This is a genomic window from Burkholderia sp. Ap-955 (assembly GCF_011753045.1).
Taxonomy (GTDB): domain Bacteria; phylum Pseudomonadota; class Gammaproteobacteria; order Burkholderiales; family Burkholderiaceae; genus Burkholderia; species Burkholderia lata_D.
The window spans coordinates 14,077-36,065 of the sequence record NZ_VWWH01000076.1 but is presented as its reverse complement, the minus strand read 5'-3'; the positions used below and the strand labels follow the sequence as shown (position 1 = coordinate 36,065).

Annotated in this window: 20 protein-coding genes; 13 read left to right on the top strand and 7 right to left on the bottom strand. The window is 67.7% G+C overall.

What is annotated here, in order from left to right; genetic code table 11:
• Both F3J15_RS28825 and pbpC read left to right on the top strand, forming a co-directional pair.
• The coding region (locus tag F3J15_RS28825) for a hypothetical protein (RefSeq protein ID WP_166895453.1) at positions 1 to 593 on the top strand (593 nt) is incomplete at its 5' end.
• A gap of 10 nt (positions 594 to 603) precedes the next feature.
• Complete coding sequence (gene pbpC / locus F3J15_RS28820) at positions 604 to 2,850, top strand: penicillin-binding protein 1C (protein ID WP_166895452.1); 2,247 nt, start codon at positions 604 to 606, stop codon at positions 2,848 to 2,850.
• Positions 2,851 to 2,873: 23 nt separating this feature from the next.
• Here pbpC and F3J15_RS28815 read toward each other — a convergent pair whose 3' ends face one another.
• Positions 2,874 to 3,500 (bottom strand): LemA family protein, encoded by a 627-nt coding sequence (locus tag F3J15_RS28815; RefSeq protein WP_166895450.1) that lies wholly within the window; start codon positions 3,498 to 3,500, stop codon positions 2,874 to 2,876.
• Between the two features lie 80 nt (positions 3,501 to 3,580).
• Positions 3,581 to 5,020: a TPM domain-containing protein gene (locus tag F3J15_RS28810; protein WP_166895448.1), complete on the bottom strand. Its 1,440-nt coding sequence runs from the start codon at positions 5,018 to 5,020 to the stop codon at positions 3,581 to 3,583.
• A 313-nt stretch (positions 5,021 to 5,333) separates the two neighbouring features.
• Between F3J15_RS28810 and F3J15_RS28805 the strand changes: the two genes are divergently transcribed.
• Positions 5,334 to 6,023 carry a hypothetical protein gene (locus F3J15_RS28805; RefSeq protein WP_166895446.1) on the top strand — a complete coding sequence of 230 codons (690 nt, stop codon included), beginning with the start codon at positions 5,334 to 5,336 and terminating at the stop codon, positions 6,021 to 6,023.
• 39 nt (positions 6,024 to 6,062) lie between these two features.
• Here F3J15_RS28805 and F3J15_RS28800 read toward each other — a convergent pair whose 3' ends face one another.
• A complete protein-coding gene (locus F3J15_RS28800) occupies positions 6,063 to 6,584 on the bottom strand; it encodes a GNAT family protein (protein ID WP_089447863.1) in 522 nt (173 codons plus the stop codon).
• A 21-nt stretch (positions 6,585 to 6,605) separates the two neighbouring features.
• Positions 6,606 to 7,859, bottom strand: coding sequence for a multidrug effflux MFS transporter (locus tag F3J15_RS28795; RefSeq protein WP_166895444.1), 1,254 nt, complete (start codon positions 7,857 to 7,859; stop codon positions 6,606 to 6,608).
• A 297-nt stretch (positions 7,860 to 8,156) separates the two neighbouring features.
• Between F3J15_RS28795 and F3J15_RS28790 the strand changes: the two genes are divergently transcribed.
• The gene (locus F3J15_RS28790) at positions 8,157 to 8,696 is read left to right on the top strand and encodes a hypothetical protein (protein ID WP_166895443.1); all 540 of its coding nucleotides are present in this window, start codon (positions 8,157 to 8,159) and stop codon (positions 8,694 to 8,696) included.
• 75 nt (positions 8,697 to 8,771) lie between these two features.
• On the opposite strand, the gene F3J15_RS28785 is transcribed toward F3J15_RS28790, so the two are convergent.
• Entirely contained in the window at positions 8,772 to 9,668 is an 897-nt protein-coding gene (locus tag F3J15_RS28785) for a glutamate/aspartate ABC transporter substrate-binding protein (protein WP_166895441.1), read from the bottom strand.
• A 417-nt stretch (positions 9,669 to 10,085) separates the two neighbouring features.
• Here F3J15_RS28785 and F3J15_RS28780 point away from each other — a divergent pair, with 417 nt between their 5' ends.
• The 3 genes from F3J15_RS28780 to F3J15_RS28770 all read left to right on the top strand — a co-directional run bounded on the left by F3J15_RS28780 (position 10,086) and on the right by F3J15_RS28770 (position 16,046).
• Entirely contained in the window at positions 10,086 to 11,738 is a 1,653-nt protein-coding gene (locus F3J15_RS28780) for a S8 family peptidase (RefSeq protein ID WP_166895439.1), read from the top strand.
• 718 nt (positions 11,739 to 12,456) lie between these two features.
• Positions 12,457 to 15,222, top strand: coding sequence for a magnesium-translocating P-type ATPase (gene mgtA, locus F3J15_RS28775; RefSeq protein WP_166895438.1), 2,766 nt, complete (start codon positions 12,457 to 12,459; stop codon positions 15,220 to 15,222).
• Positions 15,223 to 15,302: 80 nt separating this feature from the next.
• Entirely contained in the window at positions 15,303 to 16,046 is a 744-nt protein-coding gene (locus F3J15_RS28770; protein WP_166895437.1) for a transporter, read from the top strand.
• A gap of 58 nt (positions 16,047 to 16,104) precedes the next feature.
• Here F3J15_RS28770 and F3J15_RS28765 read toward each other — a convergent pair whose 3' ends face one another.
• Positions 16,105 to 16,389 carry a transcriptional regulator gene (locus F3J15_RS28765; RefSeq protein ID WP_069251804.1) on the bottom strand — a complete coding sequence of 95 codons (285 nt, stop codon included), beginning with the start codon at positions 16,387 to 16,389 and terminating at the stop codon, positions 16,105 to 16,107.
• Positions 16,390 to 16,487: 98 nt separating this feature from the next.
• Positions 16,488 to 17,363 (bottom strand): LysR substrate-binding domain-containing protein, encoded by an 876-nt coding sequence (locus tag F3J15_RS28760; protein WP_089447872.1) that lies wholly within the window; start codon positions 17,361 to 17,363, stop codon positions 16,488 to 16,490.
• 51 nt (positions 17,364 to 17,414) lie between these two features.
• Here F3J15_RS28760 and F3J15_RS28755 point away from each other — a divergent pair, with 51 nt between their 5' ends.
• The 6 genes from F3J15_RS28755 to F3J15_RS28730 all read left to right on the top strand — a co-directional run bounded on the left by F3J15_RS28755 (position 17,415) and on the right by F3J15_RS28730 (position 21,957).
• On the top strand, positions 17,415 to 17,732 hold the full coding sequence (locus F3J15_RS28755; RefSeq protein WP_089447873.1) for a hypothetical protein: 318 nt from the start codon (positions 17,415 to 17,417) through the stop codon (positions 17,730 to 17,732).
• A gap of 241 nt (positions 17,733 to 17,973) precedes the next feature.
• Entirely contained in the window at positions 17,974 to 19,068 is a 1,095-nt protein-coding gene (locus F3J15_RS28750) for a serine hydrolase (RefSeq protein ID WP_166895436.1), read from the top strand.
• Between the two features lie 44 nt (positions 19,069 to 19,112).
• Positions 19,113 to 19,346, top strand: a complete 234-nt coding sequence (locus F3J15_RS28745; RefSeq protein ID WP_166895435.1) for a hypothetical protein — start codon at positions 19,113 to 19,115, stop codon at positions 19,344 to 19,346.
• Positions 19,347 to 19,419: 73 nt separating this feature from the next.
• Positions 19,420 to 19,875, top strand: coding sequence for a MarR family transcriptional regulator (locus tag F3J15_RS28740; protein WP_083266111.1), 456 nt, complete (start codon positions 19,420 to 19,422; stop codon positions 19,873 to 19,875).
• Between the two features lie 67 nt (positions 19,876 to 19,942).
• Positions 19,943 to 20,506, top strand: coding sequence for an isochorismatase family protein (locus tag F3J15_RS28735; protein ID WP_089447876.1), 564 nt, complete (start codon positions 19,943 to 19,945; stop codon positions 20,504 to 20,506).
• Positions 20,503 to 21,957, top strand: a complete 1,455-nt coding sequence (locus F3J15_RS28730; protein ID WP_166895434.1) for a DHA2 family efflux MFS transporter permease subunit — start codon at positions 20,503 to 20,505, stop codon at positions 21,955 to 21,957. Before F3J15_RS28735 ends, F3J15_RS28730 begins: the two co-directional genes overlap by 4 nt.
• Positions 21,958 to 21,989: the final 32 nt, after the last annotated feature.

Sequence of the window (21,989 nt, the reverse complement as noted above, 5' to 3'; positions counted from 1 at the left end):
CCACCCGCGCCGCCGCGGCCCGCAGCGTGATGCTGCCGTGGCCGCGCGCGTCGCAGGCGCCGGCCACGCTGTCCGTCACGCAGGACGGCACGGGCCGCCCGTGGGCCACGATCGAAAGCCTCGCGGCGGTGCCGCTGCGTTCGCCGTTCGCGGCCGGCTACCGGATCACGAAGACCGTCACGCCCGTGTCGCCCGCCGTCAAGGGCGTGCTGACGCGCGGCGACGTCGTACGCGTGCATCTCGACATCGATGCTCAGAGCGACATGACGTGGGTCGTCGTCAACGATCCGGTTCCGGCCGGTTCGACGATCCTCGGCTCGGGCCTGGGCCGAGACTCCGAAGCCGCGACCCAGGGCGAGAAGACGCCGGACGGCGCGTGGCCGGCGTTCATCGAGCGCGACTTCGACGGCTACCGGGCGTACTACGACTATCTGCCGAAGGGCAAATTCTCGGTCGAGTACACGGTGCGGCTGAACAACGTCGGCACGTTCGGGCTGCCGCCGACGCGTGTCGAGGCGCTGTACGCGCCGTCCGTGTACGGCCTGTGGCCGAACCCGCCGATGACGGTGAAGCCGGCCGAAGCGGGCAAGTAACGAGGCCTTGATGATCGATCCGGTATTGCCGCGGCCGGCGCGTTTCGCCGGCCGCGTATTCGTTGCCATCGTGCTGGCCGCGCCGCTCGTCGCGCATGCGCTGCCGAGCTACGACGAAGTGCGCCGCAACTGGCGCAGCTCCGACTGGGTGCTGCTCGCGCGCGACGGCACGCCGCTGCAGCGCACGCGCGTCGACCTCACCGAACGGCGCGGCGACTGGGTGTCGCTCGCCGACGTGTCGCCCGCGTTTCGCGAGGCGATCGTCGTGTCCGAAGACAAGCGCTTTTATAAACACAGCGGTGTCGACTGGCGCGGCATCGCCGGCGCCGCCTGGGGCAACCTGTGGAACGAGCGCACGCGCGGCGCGTCGACCGTCACGATGCAGCTCGCCGGGCTGCTCAGCGATTCGCCGCGCCGGTCGGGCCAGCGCTCGCTGCCGCAGAAGGCGTCGCAGGCGGTCAACGCGCTGCTGCTCGAGCGCGGCTGGCGCAAGGACCAGGTGCTCGAGGCCTACCTGAACCTCGTGCCGTTCCGCGGCGAGACGATCGGCCTCGCCGCGCTGTCGCAGGTGCTGTTCGGCAAAGCGCCGTCGGGCCTCGATGCACGCGAAGCCGCGATCGCCGCCGCACTCGTGCGCGCGCCCAATGCAACGCCTGCGAAAGTCGCCGAGCGCGCATGCCGGATCCTGCGCGACATGCATGCCGAGCCGGCCTGCGCGTCGCTCGACGGCTACGTGCAGCTCGTCATCGCGCGCCCGGCCAGCGCGGCCCGCGACGACGGCGCCGCCCTCGCCCCGCACTTCGCGCGACGCATCGCGGCCGAGGTGCGGCCAACGGCCGGCGCGCAGATACGCACGACCCTCGATGCGCCGCTACAGCGCTTCGCGCGCGACACGCTGGTGCGCGCGCTGACCGAACTCAACGCGCCCGCGCACCGGCGCAACGTGCAGGACGGCGCGGTCGTCGTGATCGACAACGCGACCGGCGAGATTCGCGCGTGGGTCGGCTCGTCCGGCGCGCTGTCGGGCGCGCGCGACGTCGATGCCGTGCTCGCGCCGCGCCAGGCCGGCTCGACGCTCAAGCCGTTCCTGTATGCGCAGGCGATCGACGAGAAGCGGCTGACGGCCGCGTCGCTGCTCGACGATGCGCCGATCAACCTCGCCGCCGGCGGCGGCCTGTACATTCCGCAGAACTACGACAAGGATTTCAAGGGCTGGGTGAGCGTGCGCAGCGCGCTCGGCGGTTCGCTGAACGTGCCGGCCGTGCGCACGCTCGTGCTCGTCACGCCGCACCGCTTCGCGCGCACGCTGACCGCGCTCGGCCTGCCGCTCGCGCAGGAAGGCGACTACTACGGCTTCAGTCTCGCGCTCGGCAGTGCGGACGTCACGCTGCTGTCGCTGACCAACGCGTACCGCGCGCTTGCGAACGGCGGTGTCGCGCGCAAGGTCATCGACGTGCCGGCGCCGGCGTCCGGTGCAGCCGGCGCATCGGCCGCGTCACCCGCCCGCGCAGCCGACGGCACGCGCGTGTTCAGCGAGGCGGCCAGCTTCGTCGTGACCGACATCCTGTCCGACAACAACGCACGGGTGCGCACGTTCGGCTTCGACAATCCGCTCGCGACGCGCTTCTTCTCGGCGGTCAAGACCGGCACCAGCAAGGACATGCGCGACAACTGGACGGTCGGTTTCACGTCGCGCTATACGGTCGGCGTGTGGGTCGGCAATGCGGACGGTTCGCCGATGTGGGACGTGTCGGGCGTCACCGGGGCGTCGCCGGTGTGGTCGGCGGTCGTCGGCTACCTGCACCGCGACCAGCCGAGCCGTGCGCCGCGCGCGCCGGCCGGCGTCGAGACGCGCCGCATCACGTTCGAACGCGATATCGAACCGTCGCGCAACGAGTGGTTCATCGCGGGAACGGCGGTCGACACGATCCGGCTCGCCGCCCCCGTCACGCCGGGCAAGGACGGCGCGCGCGCGCCGTTGACGATCGGCACGCCGACCGACGGCACGATCTTCGCGATCGACCCGGACATTCCGCCGAAGAACCAGCGGATCTGGTTCGAGCGTTCGGCCGGGCGCGCCACGAAATTCGCGTGGCGGCTCGACGACAAGGTGATTGGGCATGCCGATCGCGTCGCGTGGATGCCGTGGCCGGGCCGGCACCGGCTCGAACTCGTCGATGCGCGCGGCAATGTGGCCGATGCAATCAGCTTCGAGGTACGCGGCGCATTCGCGAAGGCGGCCGCGCGCAAGCCCTGAGCGCGTGAGTGGGTGAGCCGGCTTTACTCGCCGGCCGCGTTCGCCTTCGGCGACTGCGGTTGTGCGGAGAAGTCGAGTGCCGGCGCGGTCGAGATCGCCGCCTCGTTCGCGACGCCGAAGTTCGGGCGCGGCTGGTAGCCGAAGAGCCTCGCGATCACGACGCCCGGGAACTGGCGGATCTGAACGTTGTAGCGCTGCACCGTCTTGATGTAGCGGCCGCGCGCAACCGCGATGCGGTTTTCCGTGCCTTCGAGCTGGGTCTGCAGGTCGCGGAACGCTTCGTTCGCCTTCAGCTCCGGATAGCGCTCGGACACCACCATCAGCCGGCTCAGCGCACCCGACAGCTCGCCCTGCCGCTGGTCGAACGCCGCGAGCGCGGCCGGATCCTTTGCCATCTCCGGCGTCATCTGCACGCTGCCCACGCGCGCACGGGCCGACGCCACCTCGGTCAGCACGCGTTCCTCGTGCGACGCGTAGCCCTTCACCGACGCGGCGAGGTTCGGCACGAGGTCGGCGCGGCGCTGGTACTGGTTCAGCACTTCGGACCACGCGGCATTGATGTCCTCGTCCGACGACTGGATCGCGTTATAGCCGCACCCCGCGAGCGGAGCCAGCACGCAGCACACGAGCAGGATTCGAAACCATTTCATGGTGGAAGTTTCCGGTTGAGCGCTCCGGATGGAGCGGCAGGTGAAAAGAAGCGAGTGAGCAGAGACCCTGCGCGCGGTGGCTACCAGCGGCCCGATGCACCGCCGCCACCGCTCGAACCGCCATCGCCGCGGAACGAATCGGCGCTCGAGCTCGAGTTCGACCGGGAGCCGGACGAGGAAGACGACGAAGACGAGCCGATGCCCATCAACTTTGCCCAGATCACGGCGAGCACACACAGCACACTGAAGATGCCGGACAACACTTCCCCGACCGAATAGTCCATCTCGCGCCCGATCGCGATGATCATGAACAGCGTCCCGCCCACGATCGCCGTGTATTTGCGCACGCGCGCCGACAGGAACAGGTTGATGCCGAGCAGGCACGGCGCGACACCGGCCGCCGCCGGGACGAACAACGCGGCGACCAGCATGGCTTCGAGATCGCCGTTGAAGATCGCGCCGACCGGCAGCATCACGATCGGCACGACGGCCGCCACGAGCCACGCCGCCAGCAGCGCCACCCGGCGACGCAGTTGCCGCCACTGCGCGACCACGCCCAGCACGACGTTGGCCACCCCAAGCAGGAACCAGAACCGCACGCCGCCCGTATTCGCATGTTTCCGCACCGGCAGGCCGTTCGGCTGGTACTGCTCGCCGCCGGTCCGTGCGTCACGGGGCGGTGCGTTCGTGGCATCCGTCGTGGTCGTGGTCGCCGTGGCCGTTTCGTATGCGTCGTCGCGCCCGCCGGGCGCCGTCGCGGGTGCCCCCTGCTCCGGCGTGGCGACGTCCGCCGGCATCATTTCGCGTGCCAGCGCGTCCACTGCATCGCTGATGCCGCCTTCAATGCGGTTCTCGCGGAATGCCGGCACGATCCGCTCACGGATGATCCGGCCCGCGACGATGTCCGGAATCGTGCCTTCGAGCCCGTAGCCGACTTCGATCCGCACGGTATGATCGTTGAGCGCGGCGACGAGCAGCAGGCCGTTGTTGACCTCGGCCTTGCCGAGCTTCCACTGGTCGAATACGGTGGTCGCGAACTGTTCGATCGTCGATTGCCCGGTCGACCCGACCAGCAGGATCGCGATCTGCACGCCGAGCCGTTGTTCGACCGCGGCGAGGCGGTCGGTCAACTCGGATGTGCAGGCGGCGCTCAGCACGCCCGTGGTGTCCGTCACGCGGCCTTTCAGCGGCGGTGCGACTTCGGGTTTTGCGGCGACCGGATAGGCCGCTGCGGCGGCCACGTGCGAGCAGGCCGACTGGGCCGGGGTGAAGGGTGTGGCGGCCGACGAAACAGCGACGGCAGTGCTGCCGTCCTCGGTTGGCGCTGCAATGGCCGCGCCACCGAACAACACGACCGCGCCCGCCAGCAAGGCCGCGGCCTTCCGGAAGCCGGGCCTGCGAGCCCCACCCTTCGTGCTGCGTGTGTGCGGAATGCCGTTTCGGGTCGTGCCTGCCCGCGCTGCCGGATCGCCCTCGCCACCCGGCAGGCCCGGCCGGCCCGTCTGTCGTTTCAAGTTCATGTCGGAAACGGCGCGCCGGCTCCATCGGAAGCGACGCGTTCTCTCGTCGTTTTTAATCGTCCCGCAGCATAACCAATTGCGAAGGGAACTGAAAGGTTTCCGGTCGGCTCCCGGACCTCGTCATTTCAGTATGCCGTCGTATCGCCGCGATGCCGGCAAAGCCGTGTCGCGCATGACACGCTCGGCGGCAGGCTGCCCCCGACCACAACCGGGCCAACCGGGCAAGCAGCCCCCCGATTCGAGACATAGAATATGAACGGCACCGTCTCTCCGGCGCCCACCGGTTGCCCCACTCTCCTCAAGGCCCGCGACCATGGACATTCACCCCGGCCGTTTCATCCGCCCCGCGCTGGGCACGCTCTGCGTCGCCACCCTCGCGACGCTTCAGGCGTGCAACGGCGATGCCTGCTTCGGCGTGGATGCCTGCTTCAACAACAACACGCAGACCGTCGCAATCTCGGGCACGGCCGCGACGGGCGACGCGCTCGCCAGTGCGCAGGTGACGGTCAGCTGCGTGACGGGTTCGGCGACCACGCTGACGGATGGCGGCGGCAACTACCGCGTGACGGTCAATGCCGCGCTGCCGTGCGTGATCACCGTGACGTCGGGCGGCACGACCCTGCATTCGCTCGCGTATGCAGGCGGCACGTTCAATACGACGCCCGAGACCGAGCTGATGCTGGTCTATCTCGCCGCCCAGCTCGGCACGAACACGGCCACGTTGATCGGCAATTTCCAGGGGAATTCGCGCTATCAGCAGGCGATGAACAGCGCGAACACCGTACAGGCCGCGCAATCGGCCGTGGTGACGAACCTGCAGCAGCGCTATTCGGTGGCGTTCGCGACGCCGGCGTTCCTGACCACGTCGTTCACCGTCGGGCAACCGGGTGTCGACAGCGATCTCGTCGCACTCGCGAAAGCCGGTGCAATCGACTCGAACGGGATGCCGGATCCGGTGGCCGTCTCGCTGCTGACGCAGGCCGGCGCGGCGCATCCGCTATAAGGGGCCGGTGGCGGGAAGAAGATCGCCCGATATCGGGCGTCAGGTGCGCGCTTGGGGCTCGCCGTCGGCCAGCAGCGCCCACCGTTCGTGGTCGCGCCATTCGCCGCCGATGCGCAGATAGCGCGGCGAAAACCCCTCTTTCGTGAAACCGAGCCGCCGAACCAGCGCAATCGACGCGTGGTTGCCAGGCTGGATGTTCGCTTCGAGCCGATGCAGCCCGAGTTCACCGAACGCGACGCCGATCGCCGCGCGCGTGGCTTCGGTCATCAGCCCCGTGCGGCTGAACGCCGCCATGCCGTAGTACCCGAGATACGCGCTCTGGAACACGCCGCCGACGATCTCGTTGAGGTTCACCACGCCGACCACCGCTCCGGACGTGCGTTCGCGCGCGACGAGGCCGACGTTCGGCCCCGTCAGGCAGCGGCCGAACCACTGGTCGAATCCCGCCTGGTCGGTGAACGAGTCGACCCACGGCAGATGGTGGCTGCGGCTCGCGCGGTTGGCGGCGATCAGGTCGGCGGCATCGGTTCGGGCGACGCGATTCAGCAGAATCGGGTTCATGGGTCGGTCGACAGCCGGCACTTATGCCGCCTCCCCGCGCCCACACGCGACTGGCGCGGCCTGGGCCTGCTGCTGCGACAGGTACCGCAGCAGCTTGGTGACCATCCACACGACGATGCACGACAGCGCGACGAAGAACACCGCGAGCGGCGTCAGCACGTGAATCGACACGAAACCGGCCAGCCCCATCATCGCGGACGACACGAGCAGCAGCGCGCATCCGAGGATCGCGCTCGTCAGGCCGGCGATATGCGGAAACAGCGAATTGCCCTTGGCCATCAGCGTCGGATACATCGCGCCCGCGCAGAAGCCCATCACGAGCACCGGCGTCGCAAGCGTCCATACGCGCAGCCCGACGGTCAGCGCCAGCACCAGCATCGCGACCGACGCGCCTGCCATCACGCGCGCGCCGATGCGCAGCCGTTGCTCGGCGCTCGGCAGCCCGGGCCGGTGAATCCGGTTCGACAGGCCGCCGAGGAAATACATCAGCCCGATCCCGAGCGCGAGATAGCCGAAGAAGGTCGGCGGCTTGTGCAGCGTGGTCTGCACCATGAACGGCCCGACGATGTTGAACACGAGCAGGATGCTGTAGCACAGCCCCTGTGCGAGGAAGCAGCTCTGGAACACCGGGCTCGCCAGCACCTTGCCCGCGTTCGTCATCAGCGTGCGCGGCTCGAGATGCACGGGTTTCGGCAAGGTTTCGCGGTATCGCCACAGCAGCGCCCACATCACCAGCGAGTACACGAGCAGGAACACGAGGCATGCGCGCCAGCCGAACCATTCCTGCAGGTGCGCACCGATCACCGGTGCGACGATCGGCGCGAGCCCCCACGCGATCGACATGTACGTAAACGCGTGCATCAGCGCCTGGCCGGAGAACGAATCGGTGATGATCGCCTTCGCGAGCAGGTTGGTGGTCGCGATTCCGAAGCCCTGCAGGCAGCGTGCCAGCACGAACGTCTCCAGGTTCTGCGCGCCGAGCGACAGCAGGCAGCCGATCGTGTAGATCACGAGCCCGAACGCGAGCACGCGCTTGCGCCCGTAGGCATCGGCGACCGGCCCGAAAATCAGCTGGCCGAGTGCGTAGGCCGCCATGTAGCCGGACACGCTCGACTGGATCGCCTGCGGCGTGGTGGCGAACGAACGTGCCATGTCGGGCAGCGCGGGCACGTAGATGTCGATTGCGAGCTGGCCGGCGGACGCGAACAGGCAGATCAGGAACAGCAGGAAACGCGGCGAATTCGACTCGCGCGCGGGAGTGAGCGTGGCGTTCATGACGACGGGGAAGGAGATCGGGCAGCAGTGCCGCAGCGTCAATGTTCGAATGTCGAACACGCGTGCGTGTCGCGGCGAATTCCGTATTGTGCCTGTTGTTGCATCGGGCGACAGGATTCCCCTGGCACGGGCGAGGTTGAATGCCGATTGCGGAGCGTCCCGACATGCGCTGACCGGGCCGGCCGGCGGCGGTTTTAATGTTGATTTAAGCCGACGGCCGCATTGTCTCGGATGGCTCACTCCGTGAGCCGCACGTCATTGTTGATTCGATCAGTCTCGTTTGATGGAGATACGAAGATGCGATTCCGTTCGTATATGGCGGCGGGCGCGCTGGCGCTGGCGCCCGTGTTCGCCCTCGCCGGGCAGGCCGGCGCGGCGGCCGCCCAACCGATGTTCGTCAACGTCGACGGGCAGGCCGTGCCCGTGAAAGCCGAAACGCGCGTCGTCCAGACGGCCGTCGGCCCGATGAAGGTCAGCACGTGGAGTTGGCACAGCCCGCAAGGCGGCGCGAGCTTCGAGATGCAGACGTCGTCGTCGGGCGGCCTGCCGCCCGCGGCAGCGTTGCGGCAAATGCAGGCCGTGCAGTACCGGATGCAGGCGGCCCAGGCGCAGATGGTCGCGATGCAGCAGCAGATGATGGCGCTCCAGCACATCGCGCTCGCCAACGCGTTCGCGATGCCGATGCCGCAGCCCGTCGGGTTCGCGATGCCGGCGTGGGCCGCTCCCCAACCGTTGCTCGTCATCGTCCCGGCACAGCCGCCGATGCCGTCGGCGGCCCCGGCAACGCGGGCCGCACCGGCCGCACCCGCCGCGCACGGCCCGGAAATCAAGGCCTGACACGCTTCGCGCCGCCCGGCACGGCGCGCTCGAACCGCCGGCACGTGCCGGCGGTTTTTCATTGCGACGGCCGAATCAATACTGAGCCTGGTCCGTCGGATTCCTGAACAGCTGCTTCATCTCCGGCGACAGCGGATAGTTGAGGCTCACGCCCTTCGGCGGAATCGGCTGCATGAACCACTGATCGTAGAGCTTCTCGGCCGCCCCCGATGTCTGCATCTTCGCGATCACGCCGTCGACCACGTGCTTGAACGCCGGATCGTCCTTGCGCATCATGCACGCATAGTTCTCGTGGACGAGCGGCGTGCCCGCCACCGTGTACGCGCCCGGGTTGCGGTCCTTCGCGATCTCGCCGTACAGCAGCGGCTCGTCCATCACGAACGCGACCGCGCGCCCGGTCGTGACATTCATGAACGCCTCGGCGTGATCCTTTGCGCTGATGATCGTCATGTTCATCCCTTTTTCTTCGTTGAGCTTGCGCAGCAGCCGCTCGTCGGACGTGCCGGCCGTCGTCGCGACCGTCTTGCCGGCCAGATCCGGGAAGTCCTTCACGCCCGAATCCTTGCGCGTGCTGAAGCGGATACCATACAAAAAGATGCTGTTCGAGAACGCGGCCTGCTTCTGCCGTTCGAGCGTGTTCGTCGTCGAGCCGCATTCGAAATCGATCGTCCCGTTCTGCAACAGCGGAATCCGGTTCTGCGACGTGATCGGGATTTCCTTCACCGTCAGGTTCGGCGCCTTCAACTCGGCCTTGAGCGCGTCGATGACGCGCGACGCGATGTCCCTCGAGTAGCCGATGTTCTTCTGCTGGTTGTCCGAATACGAAAACGGCACCGACGACTCGCGGATGCCGAGCGACACGATGCCCGTGTCCTTGATCTTCTTCAGCGTGCCGGTGAGCGCCTGCGCATGCGCGGAGCCCGCCAGCGCGCAGGACAACGCGACAGCGAGCCAACGGAAGCGGTGATCCATGCTTTTCTCCTGACGAAACGTTGAACGAATCGCGATCCTACGCCCGACAAAATTCGCACCGCATCAGGGCAAGCGTCAAGCGCCCTCCGTCGCGGGCCTCCACCGGGAAAAATCGTTTCCGCAGCGCGCAAAAGCGCCTGCGCCGCACGTTTCGCCGGGTCGAGCGCCCGCAATCTTGCACCCCATGAACAGATCGCCCGTTCCAAACGGGCGTTCATGCTGCAAGACAGCATCGCAATCGTTTGCGTCTCGCATCTTTTTCACACAAAACATATTCAAGAAGCCGCCTCATTAGCCGTTACCCAATGCATGGCGCGTCGCAGCAGCCCTGCGGCGCCCGACAAAAACAAGGTCCGGTTTACGCCGGACCAGCGCCACCGCCGGCACGACGGTTATCTACGAGGATCGAGTTTCACCATGAGAACCAAGCGTTTCAATTTCGCGCTGGCGCGCTCCGCACACGCGCGCATGCTCGCCGGCATGCTGTCCGCCGCCGCCCTCCTGCCCCTCGCCGGTTGCGGCGGAGGCGGCGGCGACGGCAGCAACCCGTCTTCTTCCAACGCGGCACCTGCACCGGCGCCCGCTCCTGCGCCCGCCCCCGCACCGACCACGCCGCCCTCGTCGTCCGGCGCCAATGCGTGCACGTCGCAGCAGGCCGCCGTGCAGATGGCCGCGCAGACGGCGCCGACCGAGCCGCCGGTCGACCACCTCATCGTCAAGCTGAAAACGCTGACGGCCACGCGTGCGATGGCAGCCATCGACAACGGCTCGCGACTCGACGCGGTGATCCAGCGCGCGATGACGCGCTGGATGGCACCGGTGACCGGCAGCGCACGCGCGTACGCGAGCACGGTCACGCAAACGCCGGTGAACGTGCAGGTCGAGCGAACGATTTCGAACGGCGCGACCGTGCTGTCGCTCGGCCAGCGCATGGCCGCCACCGACGCAGCCGCGCTCGCGCAGGCATTCGCAGCCGATTCGGACGTCGACTACGCGGAACCGGATCATCCGATGCAGATCCGCGACACGCCGAGCGACCCGCTCTACAGCCAGCAGTGGTACCTGTCCGACCCGACCGCCGGGATCGACATGCCGCCCGCGTGGAACGTGACCAAGGGCTCGCCGACCGTCGTCACGGCCGTGCTCGACACCGGCTACCGGCCGCACGGCGACCTCGTCGGCAATCTGATACAGCAAGGCTACAGCTTCATCAGCAACGTCAACACCAGCAACAACGGCTTGACGCGCGGCCCGGACGCCACCGATCCGGGCGACTGGGTCACGCAGCAGGAACTCGACAACGCCAACGGCCCGTACTATCACTGCGCAAGCCAGCCGAGCAACAGCAGCTGGCACGGCACGCGCGTGATGGGTGTGATCGGCGCGACCGCCAACAACGGCACCGGCGTCGCCGGCGTGTCGTGGCTCAGCCGAATCCTGCCGGTGCGCGTGCTCGGCAAGTGCGGCGGCATGACGAGCGACATCGCCGACGGCATGCGCTGGGCAGCCGGCATTCCCGTCAATGGCGTGCCGAACAATCCGAACCCGGCGAAGATCATCAACCTGAGCCTCGGTGGTGTCGGCGCGTGCAGCACGACGTTCCAGCAGGCGATCGACGACGTGACCGCGAAGGGCGTGACCGTGGTCGTCGCGGCCGGCAACGACGGCCTGTCGACCGGGCTCGACCAGCCCGCGAACTGCCGTGGCGTGATCACCGTCGGCGCGACCGATGCAACGGGCCGCCGCGCATCGTTCAGCAACTTCGGCGCCGATGTCGCGCTGAGCGCACCGGGCGTCAACATCCTGTCGACGTCCAACACCGGTACGACGACGCCGGGCTCCGACACCTATGACCTCGCGAACGGCACCAGCCTCGCGACGCCGCAGGTGACGGGTGCCGCCGCGCTGATGCTGTCGGTCAACGGCAACCTCACGCCCGCGCAGATCCTGCAGAAGCTGCAAGGCGGCACGCGCGCGGCGAAGCTCGCGGCCGGCACGTCGTGCACCGCGATGCCGGCAGGCTCGGGCATCCTCGATGCAGGCGCCGCCGTCGCGACGGTGAACCGGTAACCTGCACTTCGCTCGACGCGAGCCGCGCGCATGCCGACATGGCCTGCGCGCGGCTGTTTCATGACGCGCTATCGCGCTCGCCTGCGCACGCACACCGGCCGGATTACGCATCTCGAAATAACACCTGACAAAAGGGTTGACGCTTCGCACAGCGACCCATTACCATCGCTCCCGTCTAATTACATGGAGTGTTCTGTGAACACCGATGCGAGTTGTAGTTGGTCCTTGACCAACTTGACTGCTGCCTGAGGAAAACGCGCAGAGCCTCGTCTTCTGCCGCATCCCGGGAAGCAGGATGCGGCGTCCTTCCGGCCTGACTTGACTGGCCAGATCTCCCGCCGAATTTTCATTGTTGCCGAATGCACGCGATGCGCCGTCGCGCGCGTGCGTTCGTGTTGCGCGCAGCGTCAGCTGCGTGCGTTTTCCGTTCGCGTGCCGTCCGGCCGCGCGCCTTCGTGCGTGCGTCGCTGTCGATCGCCCGTGCCGATTATTCGCAACCGACAGGAGTGCAGATGAACTCAGACGACAGTAGTCGATTACCGCTCGCCGGTGCGACGCTGCGCATCGCCCCTCCGGCCGCACCGCACGCGCCGGCGAGCGTTCCCGCCTTCACCGATCCACAGCCGATCGCGCCTGACGCGACGCGGCGGGGAGCGCTCGTGCGTCGATAACGTCACGGTCGCTCCCCGCCCGCCGCCTCGTGCGCAAGGAGCGACTCATGACAACACGACACAACACATCGCAAAAGAAACAGCGCGGCTTCATCAAGGCCGGCGGCGCCCAGCAGAACGACCCGCGCATCATGCGCGCCGCGCAGGAAGCGGCCCGTCCGCTCGAAGAGACGCTGAAGTCGCTGAACACCAGCACGCGCGGCCTCACCTACGACCAGGCCGCCGATCGCCTGCAGCACTATGGCCCGAACGAAATCGCGCACGACAAGCCGCCGCACTGGACCCGCCAGTTGCTGCTCTCGTTCCACAACCCGTTCGTCTACGTGCTGCTGGTGCTGGCCGCCATCAGCTTCTGCACCGACGTCTACTTCGCGGCGCCCGACGATCGCGACTACGTGGGCATGACGATCCTGCTGACGATGGTCACGATCAGCGCGCTGCTGCGCTTCGTGCAGGAATTCCGTTCGCTGCGCGCGGCCGAGAAGCTGAAGGCGATGGTCCGCACGACGGCCACCGTGCAGCGTGCAATGACCGACACGTCCGAGCCGACACGCCGCGAAGTGCCGATGCGCGAAGTCGTGGCCGGCGACATCGTGCACCTGTCGGCCGGCGACATGATCCCGGCGGACGTGCGCCTGCTCGCGTCGCGCGACCTGTTCATCAGCCAGGCCGTGCTGACCGGCGAGGCGCTGCCCGTCGAGAAGTACGACACGCTTGGCGCAGTTGCCGGCAAATCCGCCGACATGCGGCCGGCCGGCGGGGCAACCGATACGTCGGCCTCGCTGCTCGATCTCGAGAACGTCTGCTTCATGGGCACCAACGTGGTCAGCGGCACGGCCACGGCCGTCGTCGTCGCGACCGGCGAGGACACGTACTTCGGCTCGCTCGCGCGCAACGTCGTGAGCCACAAGCGCATCGAGACGAGCTTCGACCGCGGCGTCGCGAGCGTGAGCTGGCTGCTGATCAAGTTCATGTTCGTGATGGTGCCGATCGTGTTCATGATCAACGGGCTGACCAAGGGCGACTGGCTGAGCGCGCTCACGTTCGCCCTCGCGGTGGCCGTGGGCCTCACGCCCGAGATGCTGCCGATGATCGTCAGCGCGAACCTCGCGCGCGGCGCGGTTGCGATGGCGCGCCGCAAGGTCGTCGTCAAGCGGCTGAACTCGGTGCAGAACTTCGGCGCGATGGACGTGCTGTGCACCGACAAGACCGGCACGCTCACGCAGGACAAGATCATCCTCGAACATCACCTCGACCTGTCGGGCTACAAGGACGAGGAGATCCTGCGGCTCGGCTGGCTGAACAGCTTCCACCAGAGCGGCCAGAAGAACCTGATCGACATCGCGGTCGTCGCGCGTGCCGACGAGATCGGCGAGCGCGTGAAGCCGCAGGGCTACAAGAAGATCGACGAACTGCCGTTCGACTTCGTGCGACGCCGCCTGTCGGTCGTCGTCGAGGACACGCGTGGCACGCATCTGCTGATCTGCAAGGGCGCCGTCGAGGAAATGCTGGCCGTCTCCACGCACGTGCAGGACGAGGACGGCGTGCGCCCGCTCGACTTCGTCGCACGCAAGCGGCTGCTCGAACAGGCCAGCGCCTACAACGAGGACGGCTTCCGCGTGCTCGTGCTCGCCACGCGCACGATCCCGCGCGGCGACGAGCGCCAGCAGTACCGCACCGCCGACGAACACGATCTCGTCGTGCGCGGCTTCCTGACCTTCCTCGATCCGCCGAAGGAATCGGCCGCGCCGGCGCTCGCCGCACTGCGCGAGAACGGCGTCGCGGTGAAGGTGCTGACGGGCGACAACCCGATCGTCACGATGAAGGTGTGCCGCCAGGTCGGCCTCGAACCCGGCAAGCCGATCCTCGGCACGGAAATCGAAGCGCTCGACGACGCGACGCTCGCGGAAGTCGTCGAACGCACGACCGTGTTCGCGAAGCTCACGCCGCTGCAGAAAGCGCGCATCGTCAAGGCGCTGCAGGCGAACGGCCACACGGTCGGCTTCCTCGGCGACGGCATCAACGATGCGCCCGCGCTGCGCGACGCCGACGTCGGCATCTCGGTCGACAGCGGCGCCGACATCGCGAAGGAAACCGCGGACATCATCCTGCTCGAAAAGAGCCTGATGGTGCTCGAGGAAGGCGTGATCAAGGGCCGCGAGACGTTCGGCAACATCCTGAAGTACCTGAACATGACCGCAAGCTCGAACTTCGGCAACGTGTTCTCGGTGCTCGTCGCCAGCGCGTTCCTGCCGTGGGAGCCGATGCTCGCGACGCAGCTGCTCGTGCTGAACCTGATCTACGACACGTCGCAGATGCTGCTGCCGTGGGACAAGATGGATCCCGAGTTCCTGAAGAAGCCGCGCAAGTGGGAAGCCGGCAACATCAGCCGCTTCATGCTGTGGGTCGGGCCGACGTCGTCGGTGTTCGACATCACGACGTACATCCTGATGTGGACGGTGTTCGGCGCAGGTGCGATGTATCACCTGAACGGCGGCACCGGCGGCCAGATCGTGATGAACTCGGGCTGGTTCATCGAGAGCCTGGTATCGCAGACGCTCGTCGTGCACCTGCTGCGCACGCAGAAGATCCCGTTCCTGCAGAGCACGGCCGCGCTGCCGGTGCTGCTGTCGACCTTCACCGCGATCGCGATCGGCTGCTGGCTGCCGTTCTCGCCGTTCGCGGAGTCGCTCGGCTTCATGCACCTGCCGGGCACCTTCTGGCTGTGGCTCGCCGCGACGATGGTCGGCTACATCCTGCTCGCGCAGATCGTCAAGACGATCTACGTGCGCCGCTACAAGCAGTGGTTCTGAGCTTCCTCGCTTGAAGGCGTCCTGCCGGCCCGTGCCACCTGCCCGGGCCGGCAGGCTCGCCACGCACGACAGGTGATCCCATGAAAAGAATGCTTCCGCTCGCAGCCGCGAGCGCCCTCCTCGCGCCATTCGATGCCCTTGCCACCCATCCGCTCGTCAGCGACGACACGGGCACGCAGGGCAACGCGAACTGGCAGTTCGAATTCAACGCCGAGGAAACCTCGAAACAGGAAGAAAACGGCCGCCACCAGCTGTGGAACGCGACGCTCACGCGCGGGTTCGGCGAACACGTCGATCTCTACGTGAACGCGCCGTACACACACCTGCAGACGCGCACCGACGAGAACGGCGCCGGCGTCGGCGATGTCGAGATCGGCATGAAATGGCGGTTCGTCGAGCGCGGCCCGCTGTCGATCGCGCTGAAACCGAAACTGACGACACCGACCGGCAACGACCGGCGCGGGCTCGGCACCGGCCGCGTGGGTGCCGGCGCAACGCTGCTCGCGCAGCTCGACGTCGCACGGTTTTCGTTCCTCGCGAATGCGGGCATGACATACCAGCCGAATCGCCAGGGCGACCTGACGTCAATCTGGGCCGTGTCCGGCGCGGCGATCTACAAGGCGACCGACAAGTTGCAGATCGTGGCCGACATCGGCACGTCGCGCCACACGGAAAGCGGCGCAGGCGCGAATCCCGCATTCGTGATCGCGGGCGCGATCTATTCGCCGAGGCCGTGGCTCGATCTCGACATCGGCTACCGGCGCGGGCTGAACGACCAGACCTACGATCATTCGGTGATGGGCGGCGTGACGGTGCGGTGGTAACGCATCGACGCCGCGTGTCGAACCGCAAGACGACGGGCCGCTTCCAGCGGCCCGTTTTTCATTGCGCGTCGTTCGCGCCGAACAGTTGCGCGCACACCGCGCGCCCTTCGTCGGTCAGCGCGGCGCTGCCGGTGCCGTCCTCGTTCAACGTCGTCGCGCTCAGGCCCGCTGCATCGAGCTGCGTCAGCACGCGGCGCAGCGTGCTCATCGGCAGTTGCGCGCGTTTCGCGATCTTCGGCAGCGACCAGGTCTTGCCGGCCGGATCGCTCGCGGCGTCGTTCAGCGTCGCGAGCGTCGCGACGAGTGCGGGATCGAGCGGGGCGTCATCGGATTCTGAAGTCATGGGTTGCGGTCGGTGAGCGAGACTGGGGTTTGCATTCGGGCGCCCGGCGCGCGATCGGGCGACCGCCGCCGGCTGAGGACACTATACCGCTTCGTCCGTCATGCATTCCTGATCGCGGCACGCATGAACGACACGAAGCGTGTGGTGACGGGATCGTCTCGATCCGACAGCCAGGCGAGCCCGACGCGCCACTTCGCATCCTTGCCGTCGAGCGGCAATACCGTCGCGTCGCGCAGCAGATATTGCGCACGCGACGGAATGAACGCAACGCCCGCGCCTGCCGCGACCGACGCGAGCACCGACTGCACGTCCTCGGCCTGCTGCGTCACGTGCGGCACGAAGCGGCGCTCGACGCACCACCGGTCGACCTGCGCGGCCAACCCTTGGCCGCGTGCGCGCTGCAACGCGATGAAGCCGATCTCGTTGAGCGTGCCGAGATCGGCCGGCACGCGCTTCAGGCCGAGATGCGGCGGCACCGCCAGCGCGAGCGCCTCGTCGATCACCTTGAACGACGACAGCCCTTCGTCCGACGGCAGGCGCAGGAACCCAGCATCGAGCTTGCCCGCGCGCAACCGGCGCGTCTGCTCCGCGGACGACAGGTCGCTCAGCGTGACGGCAATGCCGGGATTCCGGCTGCGAAACTCGGCGACGAGCTTCGGGACGAGCGTCAGCACCGACAGGCAGATGCCCAGCCGCAAATGACCGCGCTGCCCGCTCGACAGCTCGCGCGCGCGGGCGAGAATCTCGTCCGCATCGCGCACCAGCGCCTGCGCATCGGGCAGGAAGCGCTCGCCGAACGAGGTAAGCTCCGCGCCATGCCGGCCGCGCTCGAACAGCTTGCCGCCGAGGCTCGCCTCGAGCGCGCCGATCTGCTTGCTCAGTGCCGGCTGGCTCATGTGCAGCGCATCGGCCGCGCGGCTGAAATGACACAGCTCGGTGACCGTCAGGAAGGTTCGCAGCAGTTTCAATTCCATTCTTAAAAGGAATCGTAACGATAGAAACATTCATTTTACCGATCGAATGCGATGACGTTCAATACGGACATGCCCTTTCCGGAATCGATCGTCATGTCTCTTGATCCCGTGTGTGAATGTCCGCCCGACGACACCTCGTGCGCGCCGGCCGCCATCGACGAACGCGCCGCAACGATCGATCGGCGCGCGCCGAAACGTCGTGCCGAACGAGTCGAACATACCGAACGCGCCGACGGCCGCGGCCGCCGTTTTCGTTTCGGCGATGCGGTGGACGCGATGAGTGCGCTGAACGACGCGCCGCCGCGCCCCGTGACCGGCTCGATCGCGATCAGCTTCGCGGTGGTGTCGCGGCGCAACTGGCCGCGTTGAGCATCGGCGCTATCGATCTAAGATCGCGCCGCGTATCGCGTCATATCTCGCGCGACCGCAAGCGCGCAGGCCGCTGCGCCCTCCTCGAATCACCGATCAGCGTCTCCCAATTTCACCGAATCGCGCATCTTTTCCCGCCTTCAATCGTCATCGCCCCGCGATCGACCGTATAATTTTCCGCATCCCGCCGACCACCACGCATTCCACGCAGCCTCACCGCGCGTGAAAAGGAGACTTTCGCTTGACCGGCCTCATCGCGCGCCTGCCTCTCGCCCGGACCATCCTGCTCGTCGCCCTGTCGATGCTGATGTTCGCCTTCGCGACGAACGCGTCGTCCACGCCACGCAACCCGCCGCCGCGCGCCGCGCATGCTCATGCGCCGGCGAAGGCCGTCAAGAAAACCGTCAAGAAGAAACCGGCCCAGCGCAACAGGAAAGCCGTCAAGCATCGCCGCCCGCGCGTGAAGCACCAGGCGGTCAAGCGTCACGCAGCGCCGGCCACGCAGCAGCGTCGCGCCAAGCGCACGACCGCCGTACGCCCGCGCCCGGCCGCCAGGCCGCGCCTGATGGCGAGCTGCGGCTACAGCCCGCGCGCGGTCAATTCCCTGCATTCACGTGCGGCCTACGTGCTCGACGTCGACTCGGGCACGCCGCTGCTGGCCCGCAACGCACGCACCGTGCGACCGATCGCGTCGATCTCGAAGCTGATGACGGCCGTCGTCGCGCGCGACGCGGACCGCCCGCTGAACGGCGTGCTGCGCGTCACCGCGCACGACCGCGACACGATCAAGTTCACCGGGTCGCGCCTGCAGGTCGGCTCGGAACTGTCGCGCCGCGAGATGTTCCATATCGCGCTGATGTCGTCGGAAAACCGCGCGGCCGCCGCGCTGAGCCGCGACTATCCGGGCGGACGCGCCGCGTTCGTCAACGCGATGAATCGCGAAGCGCGCCGGCTCGGCATGCGCCATACGCACTTCCGCGAGCCGACCGGCCTGTCGCCGCACAACGTGTCGACGGCGGAGGATCTCGCGAAGCTCGTCGGCGCGGCGGCGCAGGATCCGCTGATCCGCTATTTCTCGACGGATACGTCAACCACCGTGCGCCCGGGCGACGGCGAGCTGCTGTACGTGAATTCCGATCCGCTCGTCCGCTACCGCCGCCTGCCGATCCGGCTGCAGAAGACCGGCTTCATCAACGAGTCGGGGCACGGCGTCGTGATGCGCATGCGTGTGAAGGGCCGCCGCGAAACGGTCGTGCTGCTCGGTGCGCCGACGCGCGCGGGCGTCTCGAGTGACGCCATCAAGATCCACCGCTGGCTGTCCTGTTCGATCCAGTAAGCACGCACGGGCAGCCGGCGCGTTCACCCTCACGGAGCGATGCCATGCAGGACGAATACCGCTTCAACGCATTTGGCCGGCTACTCGCCGTCGTACGCAAGAACGACCGCTGGATCGTGTTTGCTCTCGGCGCCGAAGGCAAGCGACGCCCGGCAGACCTGCACATTCCGTCCACGCTTGCCGCCGACGAATTGGCGCAATACCTCGGCGACCTGCTGCACGAGAACGCGACCCCGCGATATAGCGAAGTCGTACCGGTCCCGCTCCCCGGCGCATAACCCCCCACCCGGCCGCACCGCGATCCGGCGATCAATTTGACAGTTAAACTTGCAAGTTTAACTGTCGTGTTTTATGATCCGCCGCATGAATCCTCCACGCAAACCCGGCGTTTCCGCTGATATCGTCGCCGCCGACCTGACCCTCGCGGTCGGCCAGTTGATCCGCCGGCTCCGCTCCGAGATCGAATCCGGAGGGCTCGGCATGTCCCAGACGAGCGCGCTCGCGCGACTCGAACGGCACGGGCCGATGACGACCGCCGATCTCGCGCGTGCTGAAGCGATGAAGCCGCAGTCGATGAAGGCGACGCTTGCCAGCCTCGAGGAAGACGGCCTGGTCGAACGCGAACCGCATCCGACCGACGGCCGCCAGATCCTGTTCCGGCTGACCGCGGCCGGCCTCGACGCACGGCTCAAGCGCAACGCCGCGAAACACCAATGGCTCGGCGCCGCGATCGCGCAGCTCGATCCCGAAGACATCGCCACGCTCGCCGCCGCGATCCCGCTGATCCGCCGCATCGGCGAACAATGAATCCGGCCGGCGCGCCCCACGGCATTCGCGCGCACGGCTCCCTTCACCCCTTTCACGGAGTCCCATCATGAGCGCAACCCGTCTCGACACGAACACGGCACTCGTCGTCATCGACCTGCAGAAAGGCATCGTCGCCCTCCCCACCGCGCACCCGGTCGAACCGGTGATCGCACACACCCGTACGCTGCTCGACGCGTTCCGCAGCCGCGGCCTGCCGGTCGTGCTCGTCAACGTCGCGGGCGGCGCACCGGGTCGCACCGAGCAACCGCCGCGCACGGCACAACTCCCGGCCGACTGGGCCGACCTCGTCCCCGAACTGAACCGGCAGCCGGGCGACCACCTCGTGACGAAAAAGACCTGGGGCGCCTTCACCGGCACCGATCTCGACGCGCACCTGAAGGCCGCCGGCGTCACGCAGATCGTACTGACCGGCGTCGCGACGAGCATCGGCGTCGAATCGACCGCACGGCAGGCGCACGAACTCGGCTACAACGTCACGCTCGCCGTCGACGCCATGACCGACCTCAACGCGGATGCGCATGTGAACAGCGTCGAGCGTCTGTTCCCGCGCCTCGGCGAGACGGGCACGACGCAGGACATCGTCGCGCTGCTCGACCGGCGCGGCGCGTGAGCGACCCGCGCACGCGGCCGGCGCGGGACCATGCGGCCGGCCGGCTCGATCCGTCGATCTGGAAGGTCAGCGCGGTCGCGGTGCTGGGCTCGCTGCTGTCGCAGCTCGACGCGACGATCGTCAACGTGTCGCTGTCGAGCCTCGCGACCGACATGCACGCAAACCTCTCGACGATCCAGTGGGTGACGAGCGGCTACCTGCTCGCGCTCACGCTGGTGCTGCCGCTGAACGGCTGGCTCGTCGACCGGATCGGCGCGAAGGCACTGTATCTGTGGTGCTTCTCGGCGTTCACGCTCACGTCGGCGCTGTGCGGGCTCGCGTGGTCCGCGCCCTCGCTGATCGCCTTCCGCGTGCTGCAAGGCGCGAGCGGCGGGCTGCTCGCGCCGATGGCGCAGATGATGATCGCGCGTGTCGCCGGCCAGCAGATGGCGCGCGTGATCGGCTACGTGGCCGTGCCCGTATTGCTCGCGCCAATTCTGGGCCCGGTCGTTGCCGGCGCGATCCTGCAGCACACAACGTGGCGCTGGCTGTTTCTCGTGAACCTGCCCGTCGGCGTCCTGGCACTCGCGCTGGCCGTGCGGTTCCTGCCCGGCGACCGCGACGACACGCAACCGCGCGAACTCGACTGGGTCGGCCTCGCGCTGCTGTCGCCGGGGCTCGTGCTGTTCCTGTACGGGATCGAGCGAATCAACGAAGCGCCGGGCATCGCGGCGATCGTCGCGGCCGCGCTGTTGCTCGCGGCGTTCCTGCGGGTCGAAACGCGCAAGGGCGACCGCGCGCTGATCGACCTGGCGCTGTTTCGCCGGAAGGTGTTCGGCGCGGCCGCGTCGACGCAATTCCTGTCGAACGGCGCACTGTTCGCGGGCCAGATGCTGATTCCGGTGTTTCTGATCCAGGCCTGCGGCCGCACACCCGGAGAAATGGGCTGGCTGCTCGCGCCGATGGGGCTCGGCATGCTGGTCACGTACCCGTCGATGGGCGCGCTCACGAGCCGGTTCGGCGTGCGCCGGCTGGCCGCCGCAGGCGCGTTGCTCGCACTGTTCGCGACGCTGCCGTTCGTGTTTCTCGCGCTGACCGGCTACGATCCGTACTGGCTCGTGCCGGCGCTGTTTCTGCGCGGCATGGGCCAGAGCGCGATCGGCGCACCGTCGATTTCCGCCGCGTATGCGTCGGTCGAGCGCCGCAACCTGCCAATGGCGACGACCTCGCTCAATATCGTGCAGCGTCTCGGTGGCCCGACGTTCACGACGGTGTGCACGCTGTTCCTCGCATGGCGGCTGCAGGTCGAATCGGCGACGGGTGGCGGTACACCGGGGAACGCCTATGCGTGGGCGTTCGGACTGCTCTGCGTGCTGCACGCCGCGAGCTTCGTCACGACGCTGCGGCTGCCGTTGTGGTCGGCCGGTGCGGGCGGGAAACCTGCCGGCGCCGCGCGCGCCGGTTCGCGCTGACCGCGAGCGCTCGTCACGCTGCGCCGTGCCCC

Coding starts and splice junctions, on each gene's coding strand:
- pbpC (WP_166895452.1), top strand. CDS start 604: ATGATCGATCCGGTATTGCCGCGGCCGGCGCGTTTCGCCGGCCGCGTA.
- F3J15_RS28815 (WP_166895450.1), bottom strand. CDS start 3,500: ATGAAATGGTTTCGAATCCTGCTCGTGTGCTGCGTGCTGGCTCCGCTC.
- F3J15_RS28810 (WP_166895448.1), bottom strand. CDS start 5,020: ATGAACTTGAAACGACAGACGGGCCGGCCGGGCCTGCCGGGTGGCGAG.
- F3J15_RS28805 (WP_166895446.1), top strand. CDS start 5,334: ATGGACATTCACCCCGGCCGTTTCATCCGCCCCGCGCTGGGCACGCTC.
- F3J15_RS28800 (WP_089447863.1), bottom strand. CDS start 6,584: ATGAACCCGATTCTGCTGAATCGCGTCGCCCGAACCGATGCCGCCGAC.
- F3J15_RS28795 (WP_166895444.1), bottom strand. CDS start 7,859: ATGAACGCCACGCTCACTCCCGCGCGCGAGTCGAATTCGCCGCGTTTC.
- F3J15_RS28790 (WP_166895443.1), top strand. CDS start 8,157: ATGCGATTCCGTTCGTATATGGCGGCGGGCGCGCTGGCGCTGGCGCCC.
- F3J15_RS28785 (WP_166895441.1), bottom strand. CDS start 9,668: ATGGATCACCGCTTCCGTTGGCTCGCTGTCGCGTTGTCCTGCGCGCTG.
- F3J15_RS28780 (WP_166895439.1), top strand. CDS start 10,086: ATGAGAACCAAGCGTTTCAATTTCGCGCTGGCGCGCTCCGCACACGCG.
- mgtA (WP_166895438.1), top strand. CDS start 12,457: ATGACAACACGACACAACACATCGCAAAAGAAACAGCGCGGCTTCATC.
- F3J15_RS28770 (WP_166895437.1), top strand. CDS start 15,303: ATGAAAAGAATGCTTCCGCTCGCAGCCGCGAGCGCCCTCCTCGCGCCA.
- F3J15_RS28765 (WP_069251804.1), bottom strand. CDS start 16,389: ATGACTTCAGAATCCGATGACGCCCCGCTCGATCCCGCACTCGTCGCG.
- F3J15_RS28760 (WP_089447872.1), bottom strand. CDS start 17,363: ATGGAATTGAAACTGCTGCGAACCTTCCTGACGGTCACCGAGCTGTGT.
- F3J15_RS28755 (WP_089447873.1), top strand. CDS start 17,415: ATGACGTTCAATACGGACATGCCCTTTCCGGAATCGATCGTCATGTCT.
- F3J15_RS28745 (WP_166895435.1), top strand. CDS start 19,113: ATGCAGGACGAATACCGCTTCAACGCATTTGGCCGGCTACTCGCCGTC.
- F3J15_RS28740 (WP_083266111.1), top strand. CDS start 19,420: ATGATCCGCCGCATGAATCCTCCACGCAAACCCGGCGTTTCCGCTGAT.
- F3J15_RS28735 (WP_089447876.1), top strand. CDS start 19,943: ATGAGCGCAACCCGTCTCGACACGAACACGGCACTCGTCGTCATCGAC.